Origin of the sequence: Dyella ginsengisoli, assembly GCF_044904665.1 — a bacterium.
GTDB classification, from domain to species: domain Bacteria; phylum Pseudomonadota; class Gammaproteobacteria; order Xanthomonadales; family Rhodanobacteraceae; genus Dyella_A; species Dyella_A ginsengisoli.
In genome coordinates, this window is record NZ_JADIKM010000002.1 from 247,178 (window position 1) to 257,299 (window position 10,122).

Sequence of the window (10,122 nt, forward strand, 5' to 3'; positions counted from 1 at the left end):
CGATGCCCTCCCGGGCTTTACGGCGCTCCTGCCTCGCGCAGGAAGCCGCGCAGGAACGGCACCGTAATGCGCCGCTGCGCGGCGAGCGAGGCCTGGTCGAGTCGGTCGAGCAGGTCCAGCAGCGCGCCGAGGTCGCGGGCGTAGCGGGCGAACAGCCAGTCGAGCACGGGTTCGTCCAGTTCGATGCCGCGGGCGGCCGCCTGCGCCTTCAGCACGTCGCGGCGCTCGGCGTCGTCCAGGGTCTTGAGCGCGAACTGGGTACAGGCGCCCAGGCGCGAGCGCAGGTCCGGCAGCGCGATGCCCAGCTCCGACGGAATGGCCGCCGCGGCGAACAGCATGGCGCCGCCGTCGGCGCGGGTGCGGTTGTAGAGGTCGAACAGCGCGTGCTCGGCCTCACGCTCGCCGGCGAGCGCGCCCAGGTCGTCCAGCGCCAGCCACTCGCTGCCCGCCACACCGCGCAGTGCGGCCGCGCGATCGGCCAGCGTGGCCAGCGGCAGGTACTGGACGCGACGGCCGGCGGCGCTGGCCGCCTGCGCCGCCGCGAGCAGCAGATGGCTGCGGCCGCTCCCGGTCGGCCCGTGCAGATAGACCCACGGCGCACCAGGCTCGCTGGCCAGTGCCTGCACGCCAGCCAGCGCCGCCGCGTTGTGCGCGCCGGCGTGGAAGTGCTCAAAGCGCTGGCGGCGCGGCCAGCGCAAGGCAAGCGGCAACTGGGCGGTCATGGCGCGACTGGCGGCTGTCCGTCCGTACTGGAGGCCGCCGGGTGGGCTTCGGAATGGACCTCGCCCGCTTCGGGGCCCACGCTCGCGTCGACGTCGGCGATGACCGGATCATCTCGCCCGGTCTCGGTGTACAGCTCGCTCATGCGGTAGCGCTCGGTGAGGTAGCGCAGCAGCACCAGGATCACCGAAGCCGCCGGCAGCGCCAGCAGCACGCCGAGGAAGCCGAACAGGTAGCCGCCGGCGAGCACCGCGAAGATCACCGCCACTGGATGCAGGCCGATCTTGTCGCCGACCAGCTTGGGCACCAGCACGTAGCCTTCCAGCAGCTGGCCGATCACGAACACGCCGCACACCAGCAGCAGGTGCACCCAGTCGCCGTACTGCACCAGCACCGCGATCACCGCGGCGCCGAAGCCGACGATGAAGCCCAGATACGGCACGAAGCTGAGCAGGCCGGCGACCATCCCGATCAGCGGCCCCACCGACAGCCCGATCAGCGCCAGCCCGGCGCCATAGAAGATGCCCAGCGCCAGCATCACCAGCAGCTGGCCGCGCACGAAGGCGCCGAGCACCTTGTCCGACTCGCGCGCCAGGTGCGCCACGGTGGGCTCGATCGAGCGCGGCAGCATGGCGTCGACCCAGGCCACCAGCCGGTCCCAGTCACGCAGCAGGTAGAACGCGACCACCGGGATCAGCACCAGGTTGGTCATCCACATCAGTACGCCAACGCCGGAGCGCGACAGCTTGCCGATCACGCTGCCGATGGAGCCGATGTGCTCCTTCACCGCGTCCATCACGCGGTCGATTTCGAAGGTGTGCGGGTCCAGCCGCAGCTTGGCCTGCACCCACGGCACGGCGGTGTCGCGGATCCACTCGCCGTAGCGCGGCAGGTTCTGGATGAGGTTGTCGACCTGGTGCGAGATCAGCGGGATCAGCAGCAGCAGCGCACCCACGGTGAGCAGCACGATCACCACGAACACGATGGTGACCGCCAGCGTGCGGCCGAGCCCGAGCCGCTCCAGCCGGTCGGCCAGTGGATCGCCGAGGTAGGCCAGCATGCCGGCCACTGCAAAGGGCATCAGCACCGGCGCCAGCAGGTAGATCAGGTAGCCGATGACGGCGACGATGGCCAGCAGCTGCCAGCGGCGGGATTCCTGGGCGTTCATGGCCGGACTCCGGGTGAGCGCTCGGCCGGCGACGGCAGCGAACGCATTCAGTGCAGCCAGCGCAGGCTGGCGTCCGCACCCGGGTGCGCCGCCGGCGCCTGCAGCAGGCGGCCGCCCGCGGCGAGGTTCGACGCCAGCGCGCCGAGCGGCAGCGCCGAGGTGATCTGCAGCAGCACACCGTCGTCCTTGGCCCCCTGCGTGGCAACCTTGCGCACGGCCGGATCGTTGCGCAGCACGTTGAGCAGCTGCGCGTAATCCATCGCCGAGCGCACGCCCTCGACCCACAGCGTGCCGTCACTGCTGCCGGCACCGATCACGTTGAGCTGCTTGCCCACCCGCGAGGCCATCGCGCTGCCGGCGGCCGCGAACATCGCGTCCTCGGTGGCGCCGGTGCCGCTCCAGCCCTGCGCGACACCGCCGGACACCAGGGTCCAGTCGACGCTGCCCGGGTGCAGTCGTCCGACCAGCACCAGGCCAGTCTTGTAGCGCGCGGTGAGGTCGGCCATCGCGGCCGGATCGACCGCAGCCACGCGATCCAGCGACGGCGGTTGGGTAGGATCGGGATAGACCACGCCGTAGCCCTGCGCCGCGGCGGATTTCGCCAGCGCGTCCAGCGAATCGCCGCCGAGCAGGCTGCCGTCGGTGCCCTGCACCAACAGCAGCACGGGCGGTTTCACGCCCGCGGCCGGAGCGCCGAGCTGGCCGATCAGATGGTTCACCGCGCCGCGGTCGAAGGTGACCTGCAGGGCCAGACCGTCGCCCGCACGCAGGTACTGGAAGTTGCTCACCAGGCCGCCGGCGCCCTTCACCGCATCGTCGAAGCCCGGCTTGCCGCGCAGATCCTGGCCGCCCGCGACGCGCGCCAGCACCTGGCCCAGCGCGTTGGCGAAGGTGGCGTCGCGCTGCACCTCGCCGGTGTCGGTCACCGGTAGAGTCACCGTGTACGGCGAATTAGGTACACCCTGCGCGCGGGCGGTCGGCAGCCCGGCCAGGCTGAACACGAACAGGATCGACAGCAGGCGAAGCAGGCGCATGGGCGGGGGCGACATCCTTGAAAGCGTCCCGGAAGTCTGCCCAATCCGGCCCCCAGCGTCTATCATTAGGCGTTTATCGACGCGGGTTCCTGCCATGTCCGACGCCCTCACCTACCGCGCCGCCGGCGTTGACATCGACGCCGGCAACGCCGTGGTCGAACGCATCAAGCCGCTGGTCAAGCGCACCTTTCGTCCCGAGGTGATGGGCGGGCTGGGCGGCTTCGGCGGCCTGTTCAACCTCGGCACCCGCTACCGGGAGCCGGTGCTGGTCTCCGGCACCGACGGCGTGGGCACCAAGCTCAAGCTGGCGCAGACGCTGGGCCGCCACGACACCATCGGCATCGACCTGGTCGGCATGTGCGTCAACGACGTGCTGGTGCAGGGCGCCGAGCCGCTGTTCTTCCTCGACTACTTCGCCACCGGCAAGCTGGACGTGGACACCACGGTGGCCGTGGTCGGCGGCATCGCCAAGGGCTGCGAGCTGGCCGGCTGCGCGCTGATCGGCGGCGAGACCGCCGAGATGCCCGACATGTACCCGCCGGGCGAGTACGACCTGGCCGGCTTCACCGTCGGCGCGGTGGAAAAGACCGACCTGATGAGCGGCGACGCCATCGTCGCCGGCGACCTGGTGCTGGGCGTGGCCTCCTCCGGCCCGCATTCCAACGGCTATTCGCTGATCCGCAGGATCCTCCAGCGTGCAGGCAACCCGCTCGACCTGGACCTGGGCGGCGTCACGCTGGCCGATGCCCTGATGGCGCCCACCACGATCTACGTCAAGCCGATGCTGGCCCTGCTGCGCGAGCATGCCGGGCAGGTGCACGGCATGGCGCACATCACCGGCGGTGGGCTGAAGGAAAACATCATCCGCGTGGTGCCGGACGGCCTGGGCCTGTCGCTCGAAGCCTCGTCCATCGTGCTGCCGCCGGTGTTCGAGTGGCTGATGCGCGAAGGCAACGTGGCGCGCGAGGAAATGTGGCGCACCTTCAACTGCGGCATCGGCTTCACCGTGATCCTGCCGCCATCGGCGGTCAGTGCCGTCGCGGCGCTGCTGGAGCAGCACGGGCTGGCGACCAGGGTGATCGGCGAAGTCGTGGCTGCGCACGGCGGCGAGCGCGTGCACATCGGCTGATCAGCCCTTCGGCCCGCCTTGACTCATACGATGACGACCGCCCCGTTGCGCGTTGCCGTGCTCGCTTCCGGCCGCGGCAGCAATCTCGCTGCCCTGCTGGAAGCCCGCGCGCGCGGCGAGCTGCCGGTGGAGTTCGTGCTGGTGGGCAGCGACAGGGCCGACGCCGGCGCACTGGCGCTGGCCCGCGCCGCCGACGTACCCACGCTTGCGCTATCGCCGCGGGACTACCCCGACCGTGCCGCCTTCGACCACGCCCTGTTCGAACACGTCGGGCAGTCCGGCGCCGAGCTGCTGGTGCTGGCCGGCTTCATGCGCATCATCGACGGCGCGACACTCGCGCCGTGGGTCGGCCGGATGATCAACATCCACCCCTCGCTGCTGCCCAAGTACCGTGGCCTGCACACGCATCGCCGCGCGCTCGCCGCCGGCGATGCGGAGCACGGCGCCAGCGTGCACTACGTCACTGCCGAACTCGATGGCGGGCCGGTGATCGCGCAGGCGCGCATCGCCATCGCGACGGGTGATGACGAACAGGCGCTGGCGTCGCGCCTGCTGGCCTACGAGCACCGGCTGCTGCCGGCGGTCGTGTCGCATATCGCACAGGGGCGGCTGGCGCTGCGCGACGGCCGGGTGTACCTGGACGGCCTGCCGCTGGACGCGCCACTGCGGTGGCATGAGCACGCGCTGACGCGCTGAGTGCAAACCGTGCCGTCCACCCGTGCGCCACGGTCGGTTCAGGCGCGGGCCGTAGACTCGGGCCTCATGACTGACATCCTCCGCACCCGCTTTTCCCGCCCCGTCCGCGCCCTGCTGGCGGGCCTGCTCTTCGTTGGCATCGTGCCGCTGAGCGCAGCGGCCAGCGCACCGACGCCATTCACCGCCACCTATCAGGTGCAGCGTGACGGCCAGACGATTGGCGAGGCGACCATCACCCTCAGCGCATCGGGCAGCGACACCTACGCCTACCGCAACCAGACCCGCGGCACGTCGGGGTTGGCCGCGCTGCTGGGCGCCAGCTCGGACGAGACCACCCGCTTCCGCTGGCACGACGACGCGCCCGAAACGCTGACCTACGACTACAGCATGGACGCGGCGATCAAGCAGAAGCATCGCCACCTCGAGGTCGACTGGGCCGCTGGTCAGGTAACCGTGGACGAGGGCAAGGGGCCGATCCGCTACGCCAGTGCGCCGGGCATGGTCGACCGCAATACCCTGCCGCTGGCGCTCGGCCTGGCGCTGCGCGAAGGGCGCAAGAGCGTGGTGCTGCCGGTGGGTGTGAAACAGCGCGTCGAGCAGCAGCAGTACGCGGTGCAGGCGACCGAGCCGGTCTCGGTGCCGGCGGGCGAGTTCAAGGCGCAGCGCGTGAGCCGCACCGACACCGACAAGCCGTTCGACGCCTGGTACGTGACGTCGAAGTTCCCGCTGCCGGTGAAGCTGGCGCAGTCCGACGGTGGTGATCTCACCTTGCTGCTGGTGAAGTTCCACTCGCCATAGACGCAGGTTGCGAACATAAAAAAAACCGGAGCGCTGCGCGCTCCGGCTTTTTTTTATGCGCTGCCGCTCAGTTCGGCAGGCGACGGATCTTCGCGCCGAGCACGCCGAGCTTTTCCTCGATGTTCTCGTAGCCGCGATCGATGTGATACACGCGGTCCACCGTCGTATCGCCTTCGGCGACCAGGCCGGCCAGCACCAGACAGGCCGAGGCGCGCAGGTCGGTGGCCATGATCGGCGCGCCGCTCATCTTCGGCACGCCCTGGATGATCGCCGCGTTGCCTTCCAGCCGGATATCCGCGCCCAGGCGCTGCAGTTCGTGTGCGTGCATGAAACGGTTCTCGAACACCGTCTCGGTGATCACGCCCACACCCTCGGCCACGCAGTTGAGCGCGGTGAACTGCGCCTGCATGTCGGTGGGGAACGCCGGGTACGGTGCAGTGATGATGTTGACGGCCTTGGGCCGGCGACCCTGCATGTCCAGCTCGATCCAGTCGTCGCCGACGGAGATGTGGGCCCCTGCTTCCTCCAGCTTGGACAGCACCGCTTCCATGGTGTCGGCACGGGCGCCGCGGGCGCGCACCTTGCCTCCGGTCATCGCCGCGCCGACCAGGAAGGTGCCGGTCTCGATGCGATCGGGCAGCACCTCGTACTCCGCGCCGTGCAGGCGCTCCACGCCGTGGATCACCATGGTGGCGGTGCCGGCGCCCTCGATCTGCGCGCCCATCGCATTGAGGCAATGGGCCAGGTCGACCACCTCCGGCTCCTGCGCGGCGTTCTCGATGATGGTGGTGCCCTGCGCCAGGGTCGCTGCCATCATGATGTTCTCGGTGCCGGTGACGGTAACCATGTCCATCGAGATGCGGGCGCCCTTGAGCCGCTTGGCGCGTGCCTTGATGTAGCCGTTCTCCACCACGATCTCGGCGCCCAGCGCCTGCAGGCCGCGGATGTGCTGGTCGACCGGACGCGAGCCGATCTGGCAGCCCCCGGGCAGCGAGACCTCGGCCTGGCCGAAGCGGGCCACCAGCGGGCCCAGCACCAGGATCGACGCGCGCATGGTCTTCACAAGATCGTACGGGGCGAAGTAGCGGTCGGCCGGCCGCGGATCGACGTGGATCTTCATGCGGTCGTCCAGCACCAGCTGCACGCCCATCTGGCCGAGCAGTTCCATGGTGGTGGTGACGTCGTGCAGGTGCGGCACGTTGGAGATGGTGACCGGCTCGTCCGCCAGCAGGCAGGAGGCGAGGATCGGCAGCACGGCATTCTTGGCGCCGGAGATGCCGACCTCGCCGTTGAGCGGCTGCCCGCCGCTGATGAGGATCTTGGCCATGGAGGTCCTTCGGAAGAGTCGGAACGGCGGCAGCGTGCGGCGCGATCAGGCGCGCGCAGCGGCTTCCGCAGGAGTGAGGGTTTTCAGCGCCAGCGCGTGGATGGCGCCACCCATCAGGTCGCCGAGTGTGGCGTAGACCAGTCGATGGCGGGCCAGCGGCAGCTTGCCGGCGAACTGCTCGGCCACTACTACCGCCTCGAAATGCACGCCGTCGGCGCCGCTCACGTCCGCCCGGGCACCGGGCAAGCCGCTCTCGATCAAAGCCTGGATGCGCTCTGCGTCCATCGGAAATCCACTGTCTGGAGGGCGTCGCCGGTACGGAGTCGCCCGGCGGGCGGCGTCCAACGCGCTGTCATATGAAGGTAAACTGCAAGTCGGCCATGGTAATGGAAAGTCGCTGGCTCAGAAATGACGGGACGTCATTCAGCCAGCGGCTGCAAAGCTATTCCGTGGACTTCCTCCCGCCTCCGCATCCTGGCGCCGCCGCCGAAGGACCCATGAACGCACGCATCGCCCCTTCTGCCGAGATCTCCGTCGATCCCGACGCCATCGCCCGCAGCGCGCGCACGGTCATCGCTACCGAGGCCGCCGCGATCCGGGCCTTGGAGCCGCGGGTCAACGGCGATTTCGTGCAGGCCTGCCGGCTGATCCTGGGTTGCCAGGGGCGGCTGGTGGTCAGCGGCATGGGCAAATCCGGCCACATCGGCCGCAAGATCGCCGCCACCCTCGCCTCCACCGGCACGCCCGCGTTCTTCGTGCATCCGGGCGAGGCCAGCCATGGCGACCTGGGCATGATCATGCCGCAGGACGTGGTGCTGGCGCTGTCCAACTCCGGCGAAACCGACGAGCTGCTGTTCATCCTGCCCGTCATCAAGCGCCAGGGCATTCCGCTGATCGCCATCACCGGCAACCCCCGTTCCTCGCTGGCCGGCCAGGCCGACGTGCACCTGGACGCCAGCGTCTCCAGCGAGGCCTGCCCGCTGGGCCTGGCGCCCACCGCCAGCACCACGGCGGCGCTGGTGATCGGCGATGCACTGGCGATCGCTCTGCTGGAAGCGCGCGGATTCACCGCCGACGACTTCGCCCGCTCGCATCCGGCAGGCAGCCTCGGCCGCCGCCTGCTGCTGCACATCAGCGACGTGATGCACCACGGCAGCGACGTGCCGCAAGTCGGACCCGACGCCACCCTCACCCAGGCGCTGGTGGAGATGACGCGCAAGCACTTGGGCATGACCGCCGTGGTCGACGAACAGAACCGGCTGCTCGGCGTGTTCACTGACGGCGACCTGCGCCGCGCGCTGGACGACGACGGCGTGGACCTGCGCGGTGCCTCGGTCGCCAGCCTGATGAGCCGCACGCCCAAGACCATCACCGCCGACAAGCTCGCCGTGGAAGCGGCCCAGTTGATGGAGAAGCACCAGATCCACGCGCTGATCGTGGTCGATCATGAGCGACATGTGGTGGGCGCACTGAACATCCACGACCTGCTGCGCGCCCGCGTCGTCTGACGCTGGCGGGCGGCCGACGCGCCGCCCGGGCCCCTCTTCCCCATCGATGCGACTGCCGTGACTGCGTACCTCACCAACCTCCCCGCCGACCTGCTCGCCCGCGCCGCGGCAATCCGCTTGGCCGCGTTCGACGTCGACGGCACGCTGACCGACGGCCGCCTGCACTACGGCGAAGATGGCCGCGAAACCAAGGTGTTCCACGTGCATGACGGGCTGGGCCTCAAGCGCCTGCAGGCCAACGGCATCCAGGTGGCGATCATCACCGCCCGCATCAGCCACACCGTGTCGCTGCGCGCGGAGGAACTGGGTATCACCCATGTCTATCAGGGGCAAGGAGACAAGCGCGCCTGCCTGCGCGACCTGCTGGACGCCCTCAACCTGACCCCCGACCATGCCGCCTTCATCGGCGACGACCTGCCCGACCTCCCCCCGATGGGCATCGCCGGGCTGGCCATCGCCACTGCCAACGCCCATCCCTGGGTGGCCGAGCGGGCGCACTGGCAAACCCGCCTCGCCGGCGGCGCGGGTGCCGCGCGCGAAGTCAGCGACCTGCTGCTGCTCGCCCAGGGCAAGGCCGATGCCGAACGGGCCCGCTGGCAATGAGACTGATCGCGTGGCTGCGCGAGCGCCGGCTGCCCGCCGCGATCGTGGTGATCGGCCTGCTGGCCGGGTTCACCCAGTTGGTGCGCTGGTGGACGATGCCGGAACCGGGCCAGCACGATTTCGTCGGACCACCGCGCTCGGGCTACACGCTCACCAACTTCCAGCTGTCCAGCTACGACCGCGAGGGCCTGCCGGCCTTCAACGTGAAGGCGCCGCACCTGGAGCGGCGCGAGGGCGACGAGTCGTTGTACATCAACTCGCCGGTGTTCGACCTGCCGTCGAATCAGACGGGCGTGCCGGACTGGCGCGGCGAATCGCTCTACGGCTGGGTCAACCAGGGCGGCGACCTGCTCAAGCTGCTCGGCCCGGTGCACATGCACCGCGACGCCTTCGCCGACACCGCCGCCGCCCGGCTGGACACCGCGGACATGACCATCTGGCCGAAGGACAACCGGATGGAAACCGCCGCCGCGGCGCGGATGGTGCAAGGCGCCCTTACAATGAGCGGAGTTGGCATGCGCGCCAATCTCACCGACAAACACCTGGAGCTGCTCGATGACGTCCATGTCACGTTCCCGCCGCGCAAACGCTAGCGCCCGGTGGCTGCTGGCCGCCTGCGGCCTGCTTGCCCTGTCCCCGGTTGTCGCCAAGCAGGGCGACCGCGACCAGCCGATGAAGGTCGACGCGAAGTATTTCGATGGATTCTCGAAACCCAACACGATCAGCACGCTCAAGGGCAACGTGGTGATCCAGCAGGGCACGCTGAAGGCCACCGGCGCGCTGGCCAAGGTCTACTTCGACGCCGAGAGCCAGATCAGCCGCGTGGTGCTCACCGGCAGTCCGGCGCACATCGAGCAGCTGGACGACAGCGGCAACCGGATGCTGGGCGACGCGGCCACGATCGACTACGACAACATCAAGGGCATCGCGGTGCTCACCGGCAACGCCTCGGTGAAGCAGCAGGGCCGCGGCGAAGCGCACGGCGACAAGCTCACCTACGACACCGCCAGCAGCCAGATGACTGGCGAGAGCGGTGGCACCGGCACCGTGCACATGGTGTTCCAGCCGAAGAAGAAGGCCGCAGCTCCGGCGGCGCCCGACGCTCCCGCCCCGGCCTCCAGCACCCAAAAGCCCTGATC

Annotated in this window: 12 protein-coding genes; 7 read left to right on the forward strand and 5 right to left on the reverse strand. The window is 69.7% G+C overall.

The window, feature by feature from the left end; all coding sequences use genetic code 11:
- Positions 1-17 precede the first annotated feature (17 nt).
- The 3 genes from hda to ISP17_RS08135 are packed head-to-tail and all read right to left on the reverse strand — an operon-like array spanning position 18 to position 2,922.
- The gene (gene hda, locus ISP17_RS08125) at positions 18-722 is read right to left on the reverse strand and encodes a DnaA regulatory inactivator Hda (protein ID WP_404631911.1); all 705 of its coding nucleotides are present in this window, start codon (positions 720-722) and stop codon (positions 18-20) included.
- Positions 719-1,888, reverse strand: a complete 1,170-nt coding sequence (locus ISP17_RS08130) for an AI-2E family transporter (RefSeq protein WP_404631913.1) — start codon at positions 1,886-1,888, stop codon at positions 719-721. Before ISP17_RS08130 ends, hda begins: the two co-directional genes overlap by 4 nt.
- A 47-nt stretch (positions 1,889-1,935) precedes the next feature.
- Complete coding sequence (locus tag ISP17_RS08135; protein ID WP_404631915.1) at positions 1,936-2,922, reverse strand: DUF2066 domain-containing protein; 987 nt, start codon at positions 2,920-2,922, stop codon at positions 1,936-1,938.
- A 94-nt stretch (positions 2,923-3,016) separates the two neighbouring features.
- On the opposite strand from ISP17_RS08135, the gene purM reads away from it, so the two are divergent.
- The 3 genes from purM to ISP17_RS08150 all read left to right on the forward strand — a co-directional run bounded on the left by purM (position 3,017) and on the right by ISP17_RS08150 (position 5,545).
- Entirely contained in the window at positions 3,017-4,051 is a 1,035-nt protein-coding gene (gene purM / locus ISP17_RS08140) for a phosphoribosylformylglycinamidine cyclo-ligase (RefSeq protein ID WP_404631917.1), read from the forward strand.
- 30 nt (positions 4,052-4,081) lie between these two features.
- Positions 4,082-4,747 carry a phosphoribosylglycinamide formyltransferase gene (gene purN, locus ISP17_RS08145; protein ID WP_404631919.1) on the forward strand — a complete coding sequence of 222 codons (666 nt, stop codon included), beginning with the start codon at positions 4,082-4,084 and terminating at the stop codon, positions 4,745-4,747.
- A 66-nt stretch (positions 4,748-4,813) separates the two neighbouring features.
- Positions 4,814-5,545 carry a DUF3108 domain-containing protein gene (locus ISP17_RS08150; RefSeq protein WP_404631921.1) on the forward strand — a complete coding sequence of 244 codons (732 nt, stop codon included), beginning with the start codon at positions 4,814-4,816 and terminating at the stop codon, positions 5,543-5,545.
- A 67-nt stretch (positions 5,546-5,612) separates the two neighbouring features.
- Here the strand turns inward: ISP17_RS08150 and murA are convergent, their stop codons facing one another.
- Both murA and ISP17_RS08160 read right to left on the reverse strand, forming a co-directional pair.
- On the reverse strand, positions 5,613-6,872 hold the full coding sequence (gene murA / locus ISP17_RS08155; protein ID WP_404631923.1) for a UDP-N-acetylglucosamine 1-carboxyvinyltransferase: 1,260 nt from the start codon (positions 6,870-6,872) through the stop codon (positions 5,613-5,615).
- 45 nt (positions 6,873-6,917) lie between these two features.
- Positions 6,918-7,157, reverse strand: a complete 240-nt coding sequence (locus ISP17_RS08160; RefSeq protein WP_404631925.1) for a BolA family protein — start codon at positions 7,155-7,157, stop codon at positions 6,918-6,920.
- A gap of 212 nt (positions 7,158-7,369) precedes the next feature.
- Here ISP17_RS08160 and ISP17_RS08165 point away from each other — a divergent pair, with 212 nt between their 5' ends.
- Genes ISP17_RS08165 through lptA form a run of 4 tightly spaced genes read left to right on the forward strand, consistent with a single transcriptional unit; the run spans position 7,370 to position 10,120 of the window.
- Entirely contained in the window at positions 7,370-8,380 is a 1,011-nt protein-coding gene (locus ISP17_RS08165; protein WP_404631927.1) for a KpsF/GutQ family sugar-phosphate isomerase, read from the forward strand.
- Positions 8,381-8,437: 57 nt separating this feature from the next.
- Positions 8,438-8,983 (forward strand): KdsC family phosphatase, encoded by a 546-nt coding sequence (locus ISP17_RS08170; RefSeq protein WP_404631929.1) that lies wholly within the window; start codon positions 8,438-8,440, stop codon positions 8,981-8,983.
- Positions 8,980-9,576, forward strand: a complete 597-nt coding sequence (lptC, locus tag ISP17_RS08175) for an LPS export ABC transporter periplasmic protein LptC (RefSeq protein WP_404631931.1) — start codon at positions 8,980-8,982, stop codon at positions 9,574-9,576. Before ISP17_RS08170 ends, lptC begins: the two co-directional genes overlap by 4 nt.
- Positions 9,548-10,120 carry a lipopolysaccharide transport periplasmic protein LptA gene (gene lptA / locus ISP17_RS08180; RefSeq protein ID WP_404631933.1) on the forward strand — a complete coding sequence of 191 codons (573 nt, stop codon included), beginning with the start codon at positions 9,548-9,550 and terminating at the stop codon, positions 10,118-10,120. Before lptC ends, lptA begins: the two co-directional genes overlap by 29 nt.
- Positions 10,121-10,122: the final 2 nt, after the last annotated feature.

What these genes read in the sequence shown, in the direction of transcription:
- ISP17_RS08160 (WP_404631925.1), bottom strand. Translation starts at nt 7,157, where the DNA reads ATGGACGCAGAGCGCATCCAGGCTTTGATCGAGAGCGGCTTGCCCGGT.
- purM (WP_404631917.1), top strand. Translation starts at nt 3,017, where the DNA reads ATGTCCGACGCCCTCACCTACCGCGCCGCCGGCGTTGACATCGACGCC.
- murA (WP_404631923.1), bottom strand. Translation starts at nt 6,872, where the DNA reads ATGGCCAAGATCCTCATCAGCGGCGGGCAGCCGCTCAACGGCGAGGTC.
- lptC (WP_404631931.1), top strand. Translation starts at nt 8,980, where the DNA reads ATGAGACTGATCGCGTGGCTGCGCGAGCGCCGGCTGCCCGCCGCGATC.
- ISP17_RS08135 (WP_404631915.1), bottom strand. Translation starts at nt 2,922, where the DNA reads ATGCGCCTGCTTCGCCTGCTGTCGATCCTGTTCGTGTTCAGCCTGGCC.
- ISP17_RS08165 (WP_404631927.1), top strand. Translation starts at nt 7,370, where the DNA reads ATGAACGCACGCATCGCCCCTTCTGCCGAGATCTCCGTCGATCCCGAC.
- purN (WP_404631919.1), top strand. Translation starts at nt 4,082, where the DNA reads ATGACGACCGCCCCGTTGCGCGTTGCCGTGCTCGCTTCCGGCCGCGGC.
- hda (WP_404631911.1), bottom strand. Translation starts at nt 722, where the DNA reads ATGACCGCCCAGTTGCCGCTTGCCTTGCGCTGGCCGCGCCGCCAGCGC.
- ISP17_RS08130 (WP_404631913.1), bottom strand. Translation starts at nt 1,888, where the DNA reads ATGAACGCCCAGGAATCCCGCCGCTGGCAGCTGCTGGCCATCGTCGCC.
- lptA (WP_404631933.1), top strand. Translation starts at nt 9,548, where the DNA reads ATGTCACGTTCCCGCCGCGCAAACGCTAGCGCCCGGTGGCTGCTGGCC.
- ISP17_RS08150 (WP_404631921.1), top strand. Translation starts at nt 4,814, where the DNA reads ATGACTGACATCCTCCGCACCCGCTTTTCCCGCCCCGTCCGCGCCCTG.